Source organism: Novosphingobium rhizosphaerae (assembly GCF_050920675.1).
GTDB lineage: Bacteria > Pseudomonadota > Alphaproteobacteria > Sphingomonadales > Sphingomonadaceae > Novosphingobium > Novosphingobium rhizosphaerae.
Window position 1 is genome coordinate 548,202 of the sequence record NZ_CP137862.1, and the last position, 20,270, is coordinate 568,471.

A 20,270-nucleotide genomic window follows, 5' to 3' on the forward strand; every position below is an offset into this window, starting at 1 on the left:
GTCCATCTTTCAGGAGCACGTCCATGGATATCGGTCTCTTTATTCCCATCGGCAACAACGGCTGGCTGATTTCCGCCAATAGCCCGCAATACATGCCGAGCTTTGAATTGAACAAGAAACTGGTGCTCGCTGCCGAAGGCTATGGCTTCGACTTTGCCCTTTCGATGATCAAGCTGCGTGGCTTTGGCGGAAAGACGCAGTTCTGGGACCACAACCTGGAAAGCTTTACCTTGATGAGCGCCCTGGCGGCAGTAACCAGCAAGATCAAGCTGTTTGCCTCCACCGCCATTCTCACACTGCCGCCCGCGCTGGTGGCGCGCATGGCGGTGACGGCGGATTCGGTGGCGCCAGGCCGCTTTGGCGTCAACATCGTCACCGGCTGGGCCAAGGGCGAATATGACCAGATGGGCCTGTGGCCGGGCGACGCCTATTTCGGCTATCGCTATGACTATGCCAGCGAATACGTGCAGGTGATGAAAGACCTGTGGGGCCAGGGCCAATCGGGTTTCAAGGGCAAGCACTTCCAGATGGACGATTGCCGCCTGGGGCCAAAGCCTTCGGCCGCGATCCCGATCGTGGGTGCCGGGCAATCCGACCGGGGCATGGAATTCGTGTCCAACTACGGGGACTACAACTTCGTTACCGCCGGCGGCATCAACCAGCCGACGCAGCATGCCGGGCAGGTGGAACGCCTGATGCAGGCCGCGCAGAAGACCGGGCGCGACGTGGGCGCCTATATCCTGTGCATGGTCATTGCCGACGAAACCGACGAAGCGGCCTTTGCCCGCTGGGAGCATTACCGCGCCGGCGCCGATGTCGATGCGCTGGCCTGGATGTATGACCAGGGCCAGGCCGACACCACCGCCGGCAGCGACAGCACGGCACGCCACATCAACCTGCCCGAGGGGGCGGTGAACTTCAACATCGGCACGTTCATCGGCTCTTACGCCAATGTCGCGCGGATGCTGGACGAAGCTGCCGCCATTCCCGGCACCAAGGGCATCATGCTGACGTTCGATGATTTCGAAAGCGGGATCGAAGCCTTTGGCCAGAAGATCCAGCCGCAGATGGCATGCCGCGCCGACCGGTTGGTCGACGCGTAAATCGATACCTGGGACGTGGCTTGAAGATCGCCTTTCAAGCCACGTGCCGTGCACGATAATCTACGTCTTGCTAGCGGCGGCGCGGTCAGACCAGGCCATCCACCCGGCCATGACCGCGCCAAGCCCCGCCACCCAGCTCATCAACAGGAACGTGGTGCCGTAATCGCCGCAGGCCTCATAGACCAGGGCAGCCACGGCAGGGCCGATCATCACGCCCAGGAACGTATAGACCAGCGCCCCGCCGATCACCCGGCCCGCATCACGGGGTTGGCAGTGGCGGGTGCATTCGGCCATCAGCACGCCGTTCCACCCGCTCATGCAAAAGCCGAACAGGCCCAGCACAGCGATCTGCACCGCAGCAGGCATGGCATCGAGCCGCCACAGCGCCACCATGCAGGCCATGGCGATCAGGCCGATGGCGCAGAGCACGCGAAAGCCGCCGATGCGGTCGCCAACCAGCCCCCACGAGATACGACCGACCGCGCCGCACGCCTGGACCACGCCGGCCACCATGCCGGCCGCCACCAATGGCCAGCCATGATCGACCAGCATCGAGACGGTGAACGCCGACAACGACAACTGCAGAGAGGAATAGAGCATGCCGAGCAGCGCCAGCACGCGCAGCGAGGCATGCCCCCAGACGAGGCGCTGTTCGTAGAGAAAACTGCCGGCCAAGCGCCCCACCATGCTGCCGCCCGCGCGGCTGGCCGGCCCGCGCGGGCCGTCACCATGGCTGGTCAGCACGGCGATCATCGCCAGGCAGGGCACCGCAGTCAGCGCCAGCGCCATCCTCCAGCCGATGACCGGCGCCAGGGCCGGATAGGCCAGGCTGGCAATCACCCCGCCAAGCGGCACGCCGGCCTGCTTGATCGAAAAGATCAGCGCACGGCGTGCCGGCGGCGTCACTTTGCCCAGGATCTGGGCCGATGCGGGATTCTGCACGCCATAGCCCACGCCGATCACCAGCGAAGCCAGGCCGGCAATCCAGGCGTTGCCGGTGGTCAGCAGCAAGAGCGCCAGAGCATAGCACAACAGCGCGAGTTGCTCGATCCGCACCGGGCCAAACCGCACGATCATGGCCCCGGCCATGGCCGATGCGATCATGCCCGAGGCATAGATCACGCTGATCTGGTAGCCGACCCAGTGCGGCGCCAGCCCGAAATCGCGCGCAACCAGCGGTGCGATCCCGGTCAGCACCAGGGCGGTGGCCGTGGAGAGGATCTGGATCGTCGTGGTCGTCGCCAGTGCGCTGGCCAGGCCCTTGGCCGGCACGCTGCGGCCGGGGGCGGAAGCGGGGGACAGCATGGGCTTGGGTGGCGGCAAGCTGGCAGCCGGCGGATGCGGGTCGATCATGCCGGCGCCATAATGTAATGCTTTACATTTGCCAAGCGGCAAGTCACACCAGTGCCGCTATCCGACGGAGTTGGTGATGAATTACGCACATTCTGCGCCCCTGGTGACCCCGCGGGTGGAAGCCGCGCTGGCCCGCATCGCCACCCGCGACGCCACGGTGCGGGCCTGGCTGCACGTGGATGACACCGGCGCGCTGGCAACGGCGCGCACGCTCGATGCCCTGGCGGCCGACGCGCGCGGACCGCTGCATGGCCTGATCATCGGGGTAAAGGACGTGATCGCGGTGGCCGGCATGCCGCTGACGCACAATTCGCCGCTCTTTACCGGCCAGGTCGCTGCGCATGACGCACCCTGCGTGGCGATCCTGCGCGCCGCGGGCGCCGTGATCCTGGGCAAGACCGATACCACGGAATTTGCCGCCGCCGGTCGCAACGCGGCCAGCGGCAATCCCCACGATCCTGCCCGCACGCCCGGCGGCAGCTCTGCCGGATCAGCCGCAGCGGTGGCCGATGGCCATGTCGATGTGGCGCTTGCCACCCAGACCGGCGGCTCCACCATTCGCCCGGCCAGCTATTGCGGCATCCATGGGTTCAAGCCCAGCTGGGGCCTGGTCAGCCGCGAAGGGGTGAAAACCTATGCCAACAGCCTGGATACGGTGGGCTGGCACGCGCGCAATCTGGGTCTGATCGACCGACTTTGCGCGGCATATGGCCTGGCCCCGGCATTGGCAGTGCCGGCGGACGCGCCCTTGCGCATCGGCGTTTTCCGCACGCCGTGGTGGGACAGGCTGGCCAGCGATGCCCAGGCCGCGTTCGAGGATGTCGTCGTGGCGGGGCTGGCGCGCGCGGGGGTGGCGCTGGAGCGGATCGACGATCTGCCCGATTTTGCCCATCTCAACGATGATCACCGCGCCATCCTGTTTCGCGAAGGCGCGGCCAGTTTCCGCGATCTGGCCCACACCCGCGGCGCATTGCTTCATCCCGATTTTCATCTGCGCGTGGCCGCACTCGACCAGTTCGACGACGAACGCCTACGCCTGGCGCGCGACCGGGCGAGCGCCGCAACGCGTGCGTTCGAGCGGGCAACGATCGGGCTCGATGCCGTGCTGGCACCAAGCGCACCGGGCATCGCCCCGTTCGGCCGCGGGCCGGGCGATCCGCTGTTCAACCAGCCCTGGACGCTGATGCAGGTGCCCGTGCTGAACCTGCCGCTGGCGCGCGGCGGGCAGGGCATGCCGATCGGCGTTTCGCTCGTGGCGCCACGCTATGCCGACCGCCGGTTGATAGCCGTGGCCCAGGCTTTGGAAGACAGGTTGGCGGCCGTGGGCGTGCTGCCCACCGATGCCGGGCCGCTGCCGGCCTAGCTTTTGCGCCGCCGGCGCCGGGGGGCGGCGGTGGATTGGCGCACGATCAGGCGGTGGGGCAGCACCACCTCGCGCGCTGGCGGCTGCTCTTCGGCGGGCAGCAGGGAATCGAGCATCAGCCGCATCGCCGCTTCGCCAAGTTCGATCGTGGGGATATGAATGGTGGTGAGGGGCGGGCTGGCAAAGGCGCCAAAGCGCAAGTCGTCAAACCCGACCACCGACATTTCATCGGGCACGGCAATGCCGCGCTGTTGCAACGCGCTGAGCGCGCCAAGCGCCATTTCATCGTTGGCGCAGGCCACGGCGGTGAATTCGTCGCCATTTTCCAGCAGCGACACCATCGCATCGTGCCCCGATTGCAGCGAGAAATCGCCTTCGGCAACGAGGGCGGCATCGAATTCCAGGCGGTTGCGCGCCAGACCCAGGCGATAGCCGGCAAGGCGATCCTTGGACATGAACTGCGCCAGTGGCCCGGTGATCGTGGCGATGCGCCGATGGCCCAGTTCGGCCAGGTGGCTGACGACAAGGGCCGCCGCCTCATGATTGTCGATCCGCACCCGCGGCAATTGCAGGTCTGGCGGATATTCGCAGGCCGCCACCAGCGGCGGCACCTTGCCCCCGGCAGGCGGGCGGCGCACCACGTCGGGCAGGCTGTTTTCCAGCAGGATCATGCCATCGGCCTGCTTGCCGGCGATCATGGCGGTGTATTTGTTGAGCGTTTCGACATCGCCTTCGGTAATGCCCAGCAGCACGCGCATGCGATTGGCCCGCGCCACGTTCTCGATCCCCTGGACGAACGCCGAGGTGAACGGGTTGTAGATGCTGGGCACGGCAACGATCACGTTGTCGCTGCGCTGGCGGCGCAGGCCGGCGGCCAGATGGTTGGGTTCGTAGTTGAGATCGACGATCGCCGCCTCGATCCGCTCGATCGTGCGCGGGCGCACCAGCGACGGCGTGCTGAGCGCGCGCGAAACGGTGGCGACCGAAACGCCAGCGTGGCGGGCGATGTCCTTGATGTTTGCCATGGTCGATCGATACAGAGCGGCAGGGGCGGCGGCAAGCGCCACCCCGGCAGCCGCCGTTCATCCCATCACGCCGGCGCGCGGGCCAGGGCCGGCTCGATCACTTCGGCCGCATGCCAGGCAAAGGCCATGGCCGGGCCATTGGTGTTGCCCGAAATCGGCGTGGGCATGGCCGCGCAATCGGCCACGTAGAGCCCCTCCAGCCCATGAACCTTGAGATCGGGTCCGACCACCGCGCCGCCGCCCGCGTCCTGGCTTGGCCCCATGCGGCAGGTGCCGGTGCCGTGCAGGCCGGTCGAAACCATCCAGTCTGCAGCGGCCATGATGGCATCGTCGCTCTCCACCGCAGGGCCGGGCACGGCTTCCTCGCCCAGCCAGGGGGCCAGCGCCGGGGCCTGCATGATGGCGCGCACGCGGCGCAGCGCCTTGACCACGGTGGCGCGATCGGCCGGATCGGCAAACCAGCACGGCACCAGGCGCGGCGGCGCCGCCGGATCGGTGGACGCCAGCTCGACATGGCCGTGGCTGGCCGGGCGCAGGCAAAACGCCGTGGCGGTGATCCCCGGGACGGGATCGGTCTGGCCGCGCCCGGCCTCGGGCTTGTCATCGCCGCTGCCGCCCATCGAATAAGGCGAAATGCCGATCTGCAGATCGGGCCAATCGACAGTGGCGGGATCTTGGGGATCGATCGCGGTCATGATCGACACTTCGGGCAAAAGCGAGGCCATCAGGCCTTTGCCGGTCAAGATATAGCGAAGCCCGTGCCAATAGGGGCGCCAGCCGCGAAATTGGTGGTTGAGGCCCCGCGCGCCGCGCAAGCGCCAGCTCATCGCGAACATAATATGCTCGTTCATGTTGCGGCCCACGGCAGGGTTGACGTGCACCGGGGCGATGCCGTGCCGGGCCAGCACCTCGGCCGGGCCGACGCCGGAAAGCTGCAAGAGTTTGGGGCTTTGCAAAACGCCGGCGGCCAGGATCACGCGATCGGCAGAAAACGTCTGCTCCTGTCCGTCGATGGTCACGACCACGCCGGTGGCGCGGCGCCCTTCGAACACCACCTTGCGCACCAGCGCGCCGGTACGGATCGCAAGGTTGGGCCGCCGTGCCGCATCGCGCAGGAACGCGGTAAAGGCAGTGACGCGCCGGCCACGCCGGTCCACCGTCTGCTGCGTGGCGGCCGCGACAGGGGTGGCGGGGGTATTGACATCGTCGAGCACGGGAATGCCCGCCTGGCGTGCGGCATCCAGGATCGCGGCGCTGAGCGGGGGATGCGGCGGCACACAGGTCACTTCCATCGGGCCACCGCGCCCGCGGCCAGGCCCGCGGCCCGGCCCGACATAGTTTTCCAGCGCGACATAGGCCCGCTCGATCGCCGCCCAGTTCCAGCCGGGATTGCCCTGCGCCTCCCAACTGTCGAAATCGCGCGGCTGGCCACGGAAATACCAGGTGCCGTTGACGGCGCTGGATCCGCCCAGGCCTTTGCCATAATACCAGGTTTCGCCCGCCGGGCGGCCGGGCTGCGGCTCGGCCGGAAAGGGCCAGTACCAGCGCGGCTTGGTCCACATCCTGACCATGCCGCGCGGCATGCGCACGAACAGTTCGTCGTTGCGGCCGCCCGCTTCCAGCAGCAGCACCCGGCGCGTGCCGTCGCGGCTCAGCCGGTCGGCCAGCACGCAGCCGGCCGATCCGGCGCCGACGATGATCGTGTCGTATGGCGGGTTCATGGCAAACTCCTCACGCGCCGGCAGGGGCCGATCCGGGGCGGTAATCGGGGGCAAAGCGGAACAGCAGCAGGCTCAGGCCCATGGCGGCAAAGCTTGCGGCCGGGATGGCGACATGGCCGGCGACGACAGCAGCCGCGACCGGCGCAGTGGTGGCCGCGCCCGGCACATAGCCGGCGCGGCCCAACAGCCATGCACCGGCGGCACCGCCCAGGCTCATGCCCAGCTTCACGCCAAAGCTGGACGCGGCAAACAGGAAGCCCTGCGCGCGATAGCCGGAACGCCACGCGCCATAATCCACCGCATCGGCCATCAGCGAAAACAGCAGCCCGCCGATCAGCCCCTGCCCGAAATAGGCCAGGATGTTGGCAACGAGCACCCAGGAAGGATCGGCCGAAAGCGGGATCAGCGCCGTGAACAGCGCAGCCAGTCCCGCACCGATCGCCCCGGTGCGCCGCTTGCCGATCGCATTGGCCAGCACCCCCGCGATGGCGGTGCCGGCCAGCACCGCCAGCATCGTGAGCATCAGCCACGAAGTGAGCGCGGGCGCTGCCAGCACCCGCTCGGCATAGAACACGAACGACTGGAGATGCCCGGCAAAGCCTATCCAGAAAAAGAAATTGACCAGCATCGTGGCGATCCACGGCCCGTTGCCGCGCGCCGCCTCCAGCGATTGCGCGGTGGTCAGCCGGGCCACGTCCTGGGCCACGGCGACGCGTTCGCGCGTGGTGGCAAAGGCGTTGAGCATCGCCAGCAGCGTGACCAGCGCCAGGCCGACCGCCAGCACGAAAAACCCGCGCGCCTCGTTCCCCGGCGCGATCAGCCGCACCAGCGGCAGCGCGGCATAGCTGATCCCGACCGTTGCCGAAGACCCGAGGAACTCGCGCAAGGCGTTGACCGTGTTGCGCTGGCGCGGATCGCGGGTGAGCGTGGGCAGCATCGAATTGAACGGCAGGCTGGCCGCCGAATAGAGCATGCCAAGCAAGGTGTAACTGGCAAAGACATAGGCAATCCGCGCGGTCCCCGCCCAGGGCGGCACCCGGAACACCAGCGCCCCGCACAGCGCAAAGGGCAGCGCCACCCAGATCAGCCAGGGGCGATGCTTGCCCCAACGGGTGTGCGTGCGATCGATCAGCAAGCCCATCAGCGGATCGAACACGGCATCGAGGCAGCGCGCCACCAGGAAGACGGTGGCCACCGTCCCGGCCGGGATCGCGCAAACGTCGGTATAGAAATAGAGCAAATAGGCACTGGTCATGCCAAAGGACAGGTTGATGCCGAAATTGCCGAGGCCGTAGCCCAGCTTTTCGCGCCAGCGCAGGGTTTCCCGCCCCGGAAGTGTTGCTTCGTTCATGCCCGTGTCCCGCCCATGTCCATCAGCCTTTCCCGCGCTGCCAATCCCTGTCGTGTCCCCGCCGGTTCAGACGCTTGCCCCGGTGGCAAGCGGCGACGCCAGCGTTCCGGCATAAGCCAAAGAAGCGCGAATGGCGCGCAGCGGATCGGCCACCGCATCGATTTCCAGGATCGCCCATTCGAGATCGGTCCGCGTTGCCAGAACAGCAGCCCAGCCCGGCAGATCGACCTTGCCGGTGCCCAGCGCGGTGAAGAACGGGCGATGGGCGCGGTGGATGTCGTGGTCGATGGTGGTGCGCAAGGGCATCGTGCCGCGCGCGTCCTTCCAATGGGCGGCGGCGATACGTTCGGCATGGCGCGCCGCAATCGCCACCGGGTCTCCGCCCGAAAGCAGGATATGCGCGCTGTCGGGGCAGAACCCGACGTAGACCGGATCGGTCAACAGCAGCAGCAGGTCGATATCGCGCGGCTGGCTGAAAATCGAATGGGCCTCGGTGTGCAGCGCCAGGCGCACGCCGTGGTGCAGCGTGCGCGCGCCGAGCCGGTTGGCAAGGCTTGCGGCCTGTTGCATCAGCGCAAGGTCGGCAAAGACCGGAGGCTGGGCGTCCCAGCTCGTGCGCATGGGCAGGCCGATGACCATCGACTGCGCGCCCCAGCCGGCGAGATGCGCAGCCAGCGCTTCGCCCCGTTCCAGCCAGCGCGCCTCCACGTGCGGATCACCCAGCCCAGGCTCGATCGCGATATCGGCAAAGAAGCCGCCGGCAATCGCCAGGCCGCGCGCGGCCAGTTGCGCCGCCGCATCGGCATGGCTGCCATAAGCGGCAATGAGATCGTCGGCCCCGAACGGGGAAAAGGTCAATTCGATGCCGCGCACGCCGCTTTGTGCCAGGGTGTCGAGCATGCGGTCCCAGAACGCGCGTGGATCGGCCTTGCCATGTGCCACCACCGCTTCCTCGGTCGGAAGGTCCCAGAAACCGGGATGGAAGAACGTGATCAGGTCGACACCGAACGAGAGCATGAACGCAGGCACCTTGCAGAATCGGCGCATCAAGCCCAGGGCTCGCACACCAAATGTAATCCATTACGTTTTGCAAAAGCCCGAATCCGTGTCGCTTGTCAAGCACTGCGCAGAACCGCTTGCAGGGCTCGGTGCTTCGAAGCTAGATGATGATGGTAACGTTTTCATTTAGGTGGCGGAAGGACTGGCATGGCACGACGCATTCGCATGGGGCTGATCGGTGGCGGGCCGGGTTCCTTCATCGGCCCGGTCCATGCCATGGCGGCGCGGCTCGATGGGCAGATCGATCTTGTCGCGGGCGTGTTCAGCCGCGACGCGGCGCGCAATGCGCTGGCGGCGGCAGGCTATGGCGTCGATCCGGCACGCGCCTATGCCGATGTCGAGGCGCTTCTGGCGCAGGAAGCGCAGCGGCCGGACGGCATCGATTTCGTCACCATCGCCACGCCCAACGCGCACCATGCCGCCGCGGCGACAGCAGCGATCGATGCGGGCGTGGCGGTGCTGAGCGACAAGCCGATGACCGCAACGCTGGCCGAAGCGCAGCAGATCGTGGCGCGGTTGGCGCACAACCCGGTGCCATTCGGGCTGACCTACACGTATACCGGCTATCCCCTGGTGCGCGAAATGCGCGCGCGCGTGGCCGCCGGCACCATCGGCACGCTGCGCAAGGTGGTGGTGGAATACAGCCAGGGCTGGCTGGCCGGTGCGGCTGAAAGCCGCCAGGCGCAATGGCGGCTCGATCCGGCGCGATCGGGCGAGGGCGGCTGCATTGCCGACATCGGCGTGCATGCGTTTCACCTGGCCGAATTCATTGGCGGCACGCCCGTCGTGCGCCTGGCCGCAGACCTGGGCAGCGTGGTGCCCGGGCGTGCGCTGGATGATGATTGTCAGGTTTTCCTGCGCTTTGCCAATGGGGCGCGCGGCCTGCTGATGGCCTCGCAAGTGATGACCGGGGAGGGCAACGGCCTGGCCATCCGGCTCTATGGCAGCACAGGTGGATTGCGCTGGAGTCAGGAAGAGCCCAACCATTTCGACTGGTTGCGCGAAGATGGCGGGCTGGAACGGGTGCGCGCGGGCGACCCGTCGCTCGGCGCTGCGGCACGCCGCGCGACGCGCCTGCCGGGCGGCCATCCCGAAGGCCTGATCGAAGCGCTGGGCAATCTCTATCGCGATTTTGCCGGCAGCCTGGCGGGCGAGCCAGGCAGCCTGGTGCCCGATGCCGGCCAAGGCCTGCGCGGCATGGCCTTCATCGCTGCGAGCGTGGCCGCCAGCCGCGCTGGCGCGGGCTGGGTGGACTTTGCCCCCTGATCGCGGTGCCTGGCCGTCAGCGCGGGAACAGCAGCGCCGATGGCTGGCTGAATGCCAGCGTCTGCACCTTTTCGCCAACCACGCCGGTCTGCGGATCGCGGCGGAACACGGCAATGGCGTTGCTGCCCTGGTTGGCCACCAGCACGAAGCGGCCATCGGGGGCGAAGGCGAATTCGCGTGGCTGGATGCCATCCACCGCGCGCCGGTCCACCTGCGTCAACGTGCCATTGGCCGGATCGATGGCAAAGCTGACCAGGTGATTGTCGGTGCCGCGGTCGGTCACTGCCAGGAAACGCCCATCGGGCGAAACATGCAGTGCCGCCGCCCCCACTTTGCCGGCAAAGCCGGCGGGGGCCAGCGGCACCACCTGGCGCACCGTCAGGTGCCCTTCGGCGTAATCGAGCACGGCCACCGCGCCCGCCATTTCCAGCGTCACATAGGCCTGGTGGCCGCCCGGCGCAAAGACCAGATGGCGCGGACCCGATCCGGGGGGCAATGCCAGGAAGGGCTGGCCGGGCACGGCCGACAGCGGATTTTCGCGCTGGGCGGGATCATAGCGATAGGCATAGATGCGATCCGCCCCCAGATCCTGCGCAAAGACGAAGCGGCCATCGGGCGAGGACACCGCCGAATGGACATGGGCAGACGCCTGGCGATCGGCATCGACCAGGCTGGCATGGTGCGTCTTGACCTGGATGACCGGCGCCAGGCGGCCATCGGCCAGAACCGGTGCTACCGCGAGCGTGCCGCCCGGATCGGCCGATACCGAATAGTTGGCAATGAACAAAAAGCGCCCGTCGCGGCTGAGGCTGGCATGCGTTGGCTCCGCGCCAAGGGACGCGACGCGGTTGAGGAACGCCAGGCGCCCATTGCGCGGATCGAGACGATAGGCCGAAACCCGCCCGACCGGGTCAGCTTGCCCGCCACCGTTTTCGTTGACGGCGTAGAGATGGCGGCCGTCGGCCGAAAGCGTGAGCCACGAAGGATTGCCGGCCGCTTCCACCTGCAGGGGCCGCGCGGCGATGGTGCCGGTGCGCGGATCGAAATCATAGACGGCGATGCCCTGGCCGCCTTGGCCGGTGTACCCACCCACCAATAGCGGCTGCGCGGATGCGGGCAAGGGGGCGAGCACGGCAGCACCCAATGCCAGCGCGATACCGTGCGCGAAGACTTTGAAATCCATGTGGTCGACGCCCTCTCTTGCCGGCAATGCGCCGTGGCAGTGGCCGTTGCACCGCGCGCCGTCAAGCGGCGATCAGGCGGCCAACTCCTCGGCGCCCATCGCGCGGTTCCGGCCGCCGTGCTTGGCAGCGTAAAGCGCCCGGTCCGCCGCTTGGACCGCGGCCTCCCACCCCTTGCCGGGCAGGGCCATCGCGGCATGGCCCAGGCTGATCGTGCAGGACAGCGGCGTGCCATCGGGCAGGGTGAGCGCCGCATCGGCCACGGCCTGGCGCAGCCGTTCGGCCAGGCCGGCACGCGCATCGATCTTGTCGTCGGCCAGCAGGATCAGGAATTCCTCGCCCCCGATGCGCCCCAGCACGTCGCCGCTGCGCAAATTGCGGTTCAGCACCTCGGCGACCAGCATCAGCATGGCATCGCCGGTGCCATGGCCATAGCGATCGTTGATCTGCTTGAAATGGTCGATATCGATCGCGATCACGCCCACTTTGCCACGCGGGCGGCCACAGCGCGCTTCGGCCAGTTGCCAGATCACGCGGCGGTTGGCGACGCCGGTCAGCGGGTCCTGGCGCGCATGGCGGATCAGTTCGGCATCCACTTCGCGCTTGATCATCCACAGATAGCACGGCGCGATCGCCCAGGTGAGCAGCAGGCGCGCCGTCAAGCCGAAGCTGGACGTCGGATCGGACCCGCGCCCGCTGGCGTCGCTGCCCAGCCACCAGGTGATGCGCAGGACGAGCATGACGATCCAGGCAATGTGAAACCCCGCCAGGATCAGGGCGATCGGCCGTCGTGCCGGATCGTGGCACCGCCACAGGGCAAACACCGTGGCCATGGCCACACAGGCGCGCAGCCCGGCGCCCAGCGCCACCATCATCCGCATATCGGGCCCGATGCGCGCCACCAGCGCCAATTCGCACAGGCCCAGCGCCAGGGCCACGGGCAGCACCCAGAATTCGGCGCCATGGCGCTGGCAAATGGCATTGAGCGCCAGGAAATGCGCAATCGTGCCCAGGTCGAGCAGGGCGTTGCCCCACAACGCCCCGGCCGCCAGCACGGGAATGAAGCCCGGCGCAAACAGGATGGCAAAACCCGCGGCGATCAAGCCATAGCCAGCGGCAAGGTACGCGGCCCCACGCTGGTCATCGCGATTGGCGATATGGCGGGTGGCAACCGCCAAGGCCACCAGCGACATGGTGGCAATCAGCGCATTGATGATCAGCAACGTGCCGATATCGAGGAGTTGCGAAATCACCATCATCGCATAGCGCCCCGCCATCCTTCGCCACGGCGGCACAAAGCGCCGCCGGCCTGGGTATCTGCCTGTCGTTACCATACCGCCAGTGACTGAGCGGATTGCTAATATCCCATTCGGGTGGTTTGCGAAAGTCACGGCTGACACTTTACCGCAGCGCTCGGGTAAAGTGTCACGCATGACTAATCGACGCGACAAGCGTGCCCATGGCCTGCAGGGGATTCACAAGAGAGTCGGTTTGTGCTTGAAATGTTCGCATGTTTCAGCCTGACCTCTTCGCAACGGATCTGCCCGTCGCCCCGCGCAGACCACGCCGCCTGCGCGCCGGAGCAAGGGGCATGGCCAAGCCGGGCATGAAGCCAATGCCAACGCCGCCCGCAGATCACGACATGGACTTGCCGGCCGTGCTCGAAAAACTGGCCCAAGTCTCTGCTAGGCCGCGTTATACGTTCATGGTCCTCAACCTCATCGCCAGGGCCGCGGGCGCGTCAGACAGCGCCGGACCTTATGTGCGTGAAGGCGGCCAGGCGATCCCGGTGCGCGACTGGTTGAGCGACGCGCTGATGCCGATGGCCCAGCGCGATGCGCGGCGCCGTGCCGTGGTGGAGCAAGTACGTGCCGAGCTCGTGGCACGCGGCGCCTTGCCAGATGATCCCGCCCTGGCCGAGCAGGCGATCGCCACCGAACTGCGCGAGCGGCTGCGCCATTCCGGGCGCACCAACGTCAGCCGTGCGGTGTCCGACCTGGTGCGCGCCGGGCTGATCCGCCGCCATTACCAAGGCTATTGCGTGGATCATGAAAACCGCGGCGCCCAGCGTGAAGCGGTTTACACTATTATACCTGCCGTCAAGCGCGCACTGGGCAAGACAATCTGAACCGAACCGGCCGCAATCGCAAACAACAGGCAAAAAAATGGCCAGCCCGAAGGCTGGCCGTTTTGAGTTTGGGAGAGGATGCCTGAAAGGCCTGCTCCAAATGGGTGAAATCGGGGCTTGGTGCAAGTGCGAAGGGAGCAAGGACAGTTGCGCAGTTTGCAACTATGCGCTCAATTTCATTTAACATAACCTTTATTATGCACTTTACGGCTCTCATCACGTCGGCTCGTCCTCTTGCCAAAGTCACCGCCAATGCACGCCAAAACTGGCAATTTCCGCCCTCGCCGCAGCCGACCAGCAAGACCGCATACCACCGCAGCGTTTGATCAAGCGAGCAAGTGACGGTCGAGCCAGGCTGCCGCAAGGCGCGGCCATTGCCCGGCAGGCGCATTGGCCGGCCCGGTGCCAAAGCCGTGGCCACCCTCTTCGAAGAAGTGCGCTTCCACCGGTCGCCGTGCCGCTTGCATCGCCTCGATGAACGCGGTGCTGTTTTGCCAGGGAACGGCCGGATCGTCGAAAGCGTGGGCCAGCATCGTCGGCGGCGTCTGTGCGTCGACATGCTCGGCCGGAGAACGCCGGGCGACCAGGGCTGCATCGGGATCGGGCCCGAGCAGGAGTTCGCGCGAAAGGGCATGGCCATAAGGCGCGCGCATCGCGATCACCGGATAGACCAGGACGCCACATGCGGGCCGCGCATCAAGCGTATCGAGATGATCGCCCGGCGCAAACAACGGCTCGCGATACCCGGTCAGCAGCGACGCGGCCAGATGCCCGCCCGCCGAAAAGCCCATGACGGCCACCTGGACCGGATCAAGCCCATGGCGCGGAGCCAGTGCCCGGATGCGGCGCATGGCGCGCTGCGCATCGGCCAGCGGCACATCGGCTCGCGCCGTCCAGCCCTCGCCCGGCAGGCGATAGACCAGGACATGGACGGTATAACCCAGGGCGGTGAAAGCCTGCGCCACGTCCAGCCCTTCGTTGCGAACCGAGACAAAGCTGTAGGCGCCACCGGGAATGACCAGCAGCGACCGGCCATTGCTCTGCCGGGGCCGAAACACGTGCAGCGCCGGCGCGCTCACGCCAGTAATGAACGTCGCGGCCAGGCCGGCCGGGCGCTGCGGCGGAGCAAAAGTGCCGCCCGGCGGCGGCCCGTCCCACAGCGGCACCACTTCTGCTTCTCGCCACGCCGCCGGAAGGTCGCTCGCCCCGATCGGGGTTTGCAATGGCGGCGGCACGCTGGCGCGCGCCGTGGCCTGCGCGGCCGTGGCCGCAGCCGGAAATGGACCAGCGATCATCGCGCCACCCACCATGCCCAGCACGCCGCGCCGATCGATGCCCTGGTCCATTTCCTGTCGTTTCCCATTCCCGAGTCTAGCCTCGATCAGTACTTGAAACCGACGCGAACGCCATAGGTGCGCGGCGGGGCATAGCTTGCCGTGGTCGAGCTCCACACCGGTACCACGGTGGTGGGAATGCGGCGATCTTCCACATTGTTGATGAACAGGTTCACATAGGCGTGGCCTGAGGCATCGTCGAACTGCAGGTTGAGATCGGTCTTGGTATAGCCGGCAATGCGCCCCTGTGCGATGTTCTGCGCGGTGGCATAGCTCATCGACTGTGCGAAGAAATCCACAGCCGGCGTGATCCGGGCGCCCGATGCCAGGGTGAACGCGTGCGAATAGCTGGCCCGTGCGCTGAACTTGGGCGCAAAGGCGAGACGCTTGCCCGAATTGTCGGTGGTGGCCGCCGTGATCGATGCATAGCCCAGCAGCGGGCAAAGATGTTGTACATCGTATCGGCATAAAGCAGGCCGTCAGGCGTGTCGGCAAAGCTGCGGAAGCGCGCATCCATCAACGAAACATAGCCCGACAGGCGATCGGCCGACGTGGGACGGAACGTGGTTTCCAGCTCAAGCCCGCGGATACGGGCCTTGGCGGCATTGGTCGTCACCGCGATCGGCCCCTGCACCGGATCGACGATGATCGTCGAAACCTGCAAGTCGCGATAGTCCATCTGATAGGCGGTGAGGCCCACGAACAGGCGATTGCCCCAGAAATTGCCGCGCAGACCCGCTTCATAGTTGGTGACGGTTTCGGGCGCATATTGGCGGAAGCCGGCCGGGTTGGTGCTGGCCTGCAAGCCGCCGCCCCGGTACCCGGTCGAAACCGTGACATAGCCGACCACATCGTGGGTCAGGTCGGCATCGACGCCAAGCTTCCAGTTCACCTTGCTGAAGTCCACCGCCGCGCGGTTGCGGTCATCGGTATAGGCAAGCGTGCCCCCCACCGGGCAGGTATCGGCGCTGACCGTGGCGCGCGTCACCGTATTGCCCGCGCAGACCAGCTGCTGTTCGCGCGAAAACACCGAATCCCAGGTGGAGCGCACCCCGGCGGTCAGGCGCAGGCCGGGCAGCGGCTTGAGCGTCGCCTGGCCGAACAGCGCGTGCGAACGGCTGCCCGTGCCCGAATAGGTGTTGACCACGTCCACCCCGGCAATCGTCGAAATCTGGTTGCCGGTGCCCGCCACGATCGGGCCAAAGGCGTTGAACACGGTGTTGAACGACGCGGGCGCGGTATTGCCCGCGTGCAGCAGGCGCTGGCCCGAAGGCTGCTTGTCTTCATAGAGATAAGCGCCCGCCACCAGCTTGAGCGGCCCGCTTTCGTAGTTCACGTCCACTTCGTTGGACCAGGTGCGGGTGCGCTGGCCCAGGTATTCCTGCGAGAACACGCCCGACGCGGCCACCACCCCATCGTTCTTGAGCAGCGAATAGCCGGCCAGCCAGGTCACCGTCAGCGGCGCGGAAATCTGCCAGACGACCTTGGAGCGCAAATCATAGCTCTTGATCGACTGGCGATTGGCGGTCACCAGATCGAGGCCTGGATTGATGGCGTCGGACTGGACGATCGTGCCGGGCCCGAACGTGCCGGTGGTCAGGTTGGCCTGCGGATAATAGGTGTAGTTGCGCAGGTAGACAGCCGGCACCGTGCTGTGGTTCTCGCCATAGCTGCCCGAAAGGCGCCAGCTGAACGAGGACGTCGGCTGCCACTTGGCGGTCACGCGCACCGCGGCCAGATCGGCGCGATCGAACCGATCGGCCTTGAATTGCGGGCCATAGCCATCGTTGACCTGGCGAAACGCCGCCACGCGCAGGCCGAGCGTATCCGATACCGGCAGGTCCACCGCGGCCTGGGCGCGGATATCGTTGAAGCGGCCATATTGCACGCTGGCACTGCCACCATAGAGCTTGCCCGGATCGGCGGTGTTGATGTTGACCACGCCCGCCGTGGCGTTGCGGCCATAGACCGTGCCCTGCGGCCCGCGCGCCACTTCCACCGAGGCGATATCGAACACCGCCATCGACAGCGCGGCCGACGAGGGATTGTAGATCCCGTCGAACTGGGTGGCGACCGTGGAATAGCCGCTGAAGCTGTTGTTGCTGCCAATGCCGCGAATGGCAAAACCGTTCTGCGACAGCTTGAGCGAGGGCACCGTGGTCGCCAACTGCTCGCCCGTGGTCAGCCCCTGGCGATCCAGCAATCCCTGCGCCACGACGCTCACCGCGATCGGTGCCTTGCTGAGCTTTTCGCTGCTCTTCTGCGCGGTCACCACGATTTCGCCCACGGCCTGGTCGGCGGGCGCTGCCTGCGAGTCTGACGGCTGGGCAGCCTGTTCCACAGCCTGCCCGTGCGCAGCGGTGGCAAGCGCGGCAGCCGCGCATGCGCCGGCGGAAATCAGCCATTGGGTGCGATTCATCATGTCACTCTCCCTGATGCCAAGGATGCCGGTGCCCGCCGATGCGAATGGGGCAGACCCCGCGCCGTTCCTCGTGTGTTGCGTAATCGATTGCACACATTTCCACGCAGCGTCAATGGCGCGGCGCGAATTTATTGCAATCGATTAGATTCCGGGCGGCATGAAATGGCGGGCACCGGCCTTCGCCGCGGCACGCCCGCGCGAATCAAGCTCGTGCAGCAGGGAAATGAAAGGCCGGCCGGGGCCCCGATCAGGTGGACGCGCGCTGCAGCAGGCGGGGCGCGATCCGCACCGATGGCGTGTCTTCGCCCGCGATCCGGCGCAACACCAGGTCCACCATGATTCTGGCGCCCTCGCGCAACTGCTGGTCGATCGTGGTGAGCGTGGGGGTGAGCTGCTCGCCCAGCGGCAGGCCGTCGTAGCCGATCACGCGCACGGCACCGGGCACGTCGTGGCCCAGTTCGGTCAGGGCCTTGATCATGCCGGCGGCGGTCACGTCGGCGCCGGCAACGATGCCATCGGGCATGTGGCCCAGGGAAAGAAGGTGCGCGGCAAGATCGCGATAGGCCGCATCGGGTTCGAAATGCGATGGCAGCTCCACCGGCTCAGGCAGGCCCGCCGCGGCCAATGCCGCGCGCACCCCGGCCAGGCGTTCGCCGAATTCGGCGCCCCGGTCCGGCCCGGCATAGGCCAGTTTGCGGCACCCTTGCGCCACGAGATGCTCGGCCGCGAGTTGTCCGCCCCGGAAATTGTCCGATCCCACCGCGCAATGCTGCTGGCCGGGCAACTGCCCGCCCCAGACCACCATGGGGTGATAGCGGCGCGCGACGCTTTCGATCACATGATATTGATCGGATTGGCCAATCACGATGATACCATCCACGCGGCCACTGCCGATGTAGCGATCGAGCCAGCGCTCGTCACTGGGCAGCACGCGCGAGAGCAGCAGGTCATAACCGCGATCGACCAGGGCATCGGCGAGGAAGCCGATCATGGTGTTGAAGAACGGGTCGGACAGGTGCTGCAACGCATCGTGGCCCATCGGCACCAGGACGCCCACGGTCATGGTGCGCTGCGTGCGCAAGTTGCGGGCAATGGCATTGGGTTGATAACCCAGCTTTTCCGCCAGCACGGCAATGCGTTGCCGCGTTTCCTCGCTTACCCGGCCGGACCGGCTCAGCGCCCGCGATGCCGTTGCCGTGGAAACCCCTGCCAGTTCCGCAAATTCCTTGAGATTCATGCGTTCCGCTTCATGATCGTGGCGCAGCAGCCGGGGTCAGGCAAAGGCCCGGCGCAAAGCGTCGAACCGCGCCTGGATCAGCCGCCGCGAAGGGCCGGCATCGGGCACGACGCGGTCAAACCCGTGATAGGCTCCGGGGATCACCAGCAATTCGGTCGGGACACCGGCATCGGTCAAGCGCCGAGCATAAGTGATGTCCTCGTCCACGAACAGATCGATACCACCCACCGCCACGAACGCTGGCGCCAGTCCACGCGGATCGGCCAGGCGCGCCGGCACGCCGGCGGCCGGAACCGCGCGCGATCCCGGCGTTGCCCCAAGAAAACTGGCCCAGCCAAAGCGGTTGGCCTGCGCGTCCCAGCCCAGCTTGCCCACGCCCGGCGGCGGGGTAACGGTGCTGCCGGTGCGATCATCGAGCATGGGATAACTCAGCACTTGCAGCACCAGCGGCACTTCGCCGCGATCGCGCGCAATGATCGCCAGCAGCGCGGCATGGCCGCCGCCCGCGCTTTCGCCCATCACCGCCAGGCGCCGCCGGTCCACGCCCAGCGTTTCGGCCTGGGCGTGCAGCCAGCGCAGCGCGGCATAGGTTTCGGCGGTGGACCGGGCAAAGCGCGCCTCGGGCGCCAGGGTGTATTCCACCGTCACGATCACGCAATCGAGCGTCTTGGCAAAGTCCTGCAGATAGCCGCGTTCCGCGCGCGCCGCGCCGGCCACGAAGCCGCCGCCATGGGTATGCAGGATCGCCGGCCTTGGCGCGCCCCCTGGCCGGGCACCGGCGTTGATCACGAAGACGGTCACATCGGGAATGCCGGCACCCACCGGAACCTTGCGCTCTTCCACCGGCACGTCCGGACGCAGCGGCGCTGCCATCGTGGCGCTGCCCTGGCGCAGGATCGGCAGGCGGGCAGCCGTCAAAGGCGAAAGCTGGGCTCCCATCTTGAGCACGACATCCGCACCCGCGCGCAGCGCCGGGTCCACCCCAGCCAGCGGATCGGCCGCCCAGGCAACAGGCCCGGCCAAGGCCACGCCCAGCCCCGCACCCACACTGGCTGCGCCGTGGCACAGGAGTTTGCGTCGATCGATCATCGCTTGATTTTCCCTCACCCGATTGCGCCTTGGCGCACAATCATCTTGCACTGCCCTCGTGGCATGCCAAAAGCAATTGCGCAATCGGTTACGCATTCACAATCCGTCGGAGAGGTTCACCATGTTACGTATCCATGCCGTGCCCGCACTGCTGGCCGCCCTGTGCACGCTTGCAGCGCCGGCCACGGTTCGCGCCGCCACGCCGGCACCCACGCTCGATCTCATGTTTCGCGCCCATGTCCTGCTGGGCGAGCAACGCGACGTGGGGCAGACGCCGCGTGGTAGCCGCAGCCTGGTGCGCATCACCGGCGGCACGTTCGAAGGGCCGATGCTGCGCGGCACGGTCGTGCCTGGCGGGTGGGACTGGCAATTGCACGGCGCGGGGGGCTGCGCCGAACTCCATGCCGACTACATGCTCAAGGCCGCAGATGGCACCGTGTTCAACGTGGTCAACCACGGCAAGATGTGCCCCGGCCCCGATGGCACCCGCACGCCGATCTACAGCATGCCCACGTTCGAAGCGCCGCTTGGCCCCCTCACCTGGCTTAACGGCGGTGCCTATGTCGCCACGATCGAGGGTGGCACCGATCCGGCCCACCCTGCGGTCGACATCGCGTTCTACAAGGTGCGCTAGCCCC

The 20,270-nt window shown here is 66.9% G+C and carries 17 protein-coding genes; 5 read left to right on the forward strand and 12 right to left on the reverse strand.

The window, feature by feature from the left end; all coding sequences use genetic code 11:
- Positions 1-23 precede the first annotated feature (23 nt).
- Positions 24-1,103 (forward strand): pyrimidine utilization protein A, encoded by a 1,080-nt coding sequence (gene rutA / locus R9J51_RS22235; protein ID WP_179562982.1) that lies wholly within the window; start codon positions 24-26, stop codon positions 1,101-1,103.
- Between the two features lie 60 nt (positions 1,104-1,163).
- Here the strand turns inward: rutA and R9J51_RS22240 are convergent, their stop codons facing one another.
- On the reverse strand, positions 1,164-2,456 hold the full coding sequence (locus tag R9J51_RS22240; RefSeq protein WP_432788038.1) for an MFS transporter: 1,293 nt from the start codon (positions 2,454-2,456) through the stop codon (positions 1,164-1,166).
- A gap of 76 nt (positions 2,457-2,532) precedes the next feature.
- On the opposite strand from R9J51_RS22240, the gene R9J51_RS22245 reads away from it, so the two are divergent.
- Entirely contained in the window at positions 2,533-3,819 is a 1,287-nt protein-coding gene (locus tag R9J51_RS22245) for an amidase (protein WP_179562980.1), read from the forward strand.
- Here the strand turns inward: R9J51_RS22245 and R9J51_RS22250 are convergent.
- The 4 genes from R9J51_RS22250 to R9J51_RS22265 all read right to left on the reverse strand — a co-directional run bounded on the left by R9J51_RS22250 (position 3,816) and on the right by R9J51_RS22265 (position 8,933).
- Positions 3,816-4,844 carry a LacI family DNA-binding transcriptional regulator gene (locus tag R9J51_RS22250; RefSeq protein ID WP_168557141.1) on the reverse strand — a complete coding sequence of 343 codons (1,029 nt, stop codon included), beginning with the start codon at positions 4,842-4,844 and terminating at the stop codon, positions 3,816-3,818. The two genes, R9J51_RS22245 and R9J51_RS22250, sit on opposite strands and share 4 nt — an antisense overlap.
- Positions 4,845-4,909: 65 nt before the next feature.
- Entirely contained in the window at positions 4,910-6,565 is a 1,656-nt protein-coding gene (locus R9J51_RS22255; protein WP_179562978.1) for a GMC family oxidoreductase N-terminal domain-containing protein, read from the reverse strand.
- Positions 6,566-6,575: 10 nt separating this feature from the next.
- A complete protein-coding gene (locus R9J51_RS22260) occupies positions 6,576-7,916 on the reverse strand; it encodes a glycoside-pentoside-hexuronide (GPH):cation symporter (protein WP_179562976.1) in 1,341 nt (446 codons plus the stop codon).
- Between the two features lie 66 nt (positions 7,917-7,982).
- The gene (locus R9J51_RS22265; protein ID WP_168557144.1) at positions 7,983-8,933 is read right to left on the reverse strand and encodes a sugar phosphate isomerase/epimerase family protein; all 951 of its coding nucleotides are present in this window, start codon (positions 8,931-8,933) and stop codon (positions 7,983-7,985) included.
- 189 nt (positions 8,934-9,122) lie between these two features.
- Here R9J51_RS22265 and R9J51_RS22270 point away from each other — a divergent pair, with 189 nt between their 5' ends.
- A complete protein-coding gene (locus tag R9J51_RS22270; RefSeq protein WP_179562974.1) occupies positions 9,123-10,241 on the forward strand; it encodes a Gfo/Idh/MocA family protein in 1,119 nt (372 codons plus the stop codon).
- 16 nt (positions 10,242-10,257) lie between these two features.
- Here the strand turns inward: R9J51_RS22270 and R9J51_RS22275 are convergent, their stop codons facing one another.
- Together R9J51_RS22275 and R9J51_RS22280 are read right to left on the reverse strand one after the other, a co-directional pair.
- The gene (locus tag R9J51_RS22275; RefSeq protein ID WP_179562972.1) at positions 10,258-11,424 is read right to left on the reverse strand and encodes a lactonase family protein; all 1,167 of its coding nucleotides are present in this window, start codon (positions 11,422-11,424) and stop codon (positions 10,258-10,260) included.
- Positions 11,425-11,496: 72 nt separating this feature from the next.
- Complete coding sequence (locus R9J51_RS22280) at positions 11,497-12,681, reverse strand: GGDEF domain-containing protein (protein WP_218847466.1); 1,185 nt, start codon at positions 12,679-12,681, stop codon at positions 11,497-11,499.
- Positions 12,682-13,037: 356 nt separating this feature from the next.
- On the opposite strand from R9J51_RS22280, the gene R9J51_RS22285 reads away from it, so the two are divergent.
- Positions 13,038-13,550 carry a hypothetical protein gene (locus R9J51_RS22285; protein ID WP_432788039.1) on the forward strand — a complete coding sequence of 171 codons (513 nt, stop codon included), beginning with the start codon at positions 13,038-13,040 and terminating at the stop codon, positions 13,548-13,550.
- A 326-nt stretch (positions 13,551-13,876) separates the two neighbouring features.
- Here R9J51_RS22285 and R9J51_RS22290 read toward each other — a convergent pair whose 3' ends face one another.
- From R9J51_RS22290 to R9J51_RS22310, 5 genes are all read right to left on the reverse strand, one after another.
- Positions 13,877-14,896 carry an alpha/beta hydrolase gene (locus tag R9J51_RS22290; RefSeq protein ID WP_179562966.1) on the reverse strand — a complete coding sequence of 340 codons (1,020 nt, stop codon included), beginning with the start codon at positions 14,894-14,896 and terminating at the stop codon, positions 13,877-13,879.
- Between the two features lie 35 nt (positions 14,897-14,931).
- Positions 14,932-15,162, reverse strand: coding sequence for a hypothetical protein (locus R9J51_RS22295; RefSeq protein ID WP_432788040.1), 231 nt, complete (start codon positions 15,160-15,162; stop codon positions 14,932-14,934).
- Positions 15,159-17,306 carry a TonB-dependent receptor gene (locus R9J51_RS22300; protein WP_432788041.1) on the reverse strand — a complete coding sequence of 716 codons (2,148 nt, stop codon included), beginning with the start codon at positions 17,304-17,306 and terminating at the stop codon, positions 15,159-15,161. The genes R9J51_RS22295 and R9J51_RS22300 overlap by 4 nt, the downstream gene beginning before the upstream one ends.
- A gap of 247 nt (positions 17,307-17,553) precedes the next feature.
- Positions 17,554-18,543, reverse strand: a complete 990-nt coding sequence (locus tag R9J51_RS22305; RefSeq protein WP_179562962.1) for a LacI family DNA-binding transcriptional regulator — start codon at positions 18,541-18,543, stop codon at positions 17,554-17,556.
- 36 nt (positions 18,544-18,579) lie between these two features.
- On the reverse strand, positions 18,580-19,632 hold the full coding sequence (locus R9J51_RS22310) for an alpha/beta hydrolase (protein ID WP_179562960.1): 1,053 nt from the start codon (positions 19,630-19,632) through the stop codon (positions 18,580-18,582).
- 121 nt (positions 19,633-19,753) lie between these two features.
- On the opposite strand from R9J51_RS22310, the gene R9J51_RS22315 reads away from it, so the two are divergent.
- The gene (locus R9J51_RS22315) at positions 19,754-20,266 is read left to right on the forward strand and encodes a DUF3237 domain-containing protein (RefSeq protein WP_179562958.1); all 513 of its coding nucleotides are present in this window, start codon (positions 19,754-19,756) and stop codon (positions 20,264-20,266) included.
- Positions 20,267-20,270: the final 4 nt, after the last annotated feature.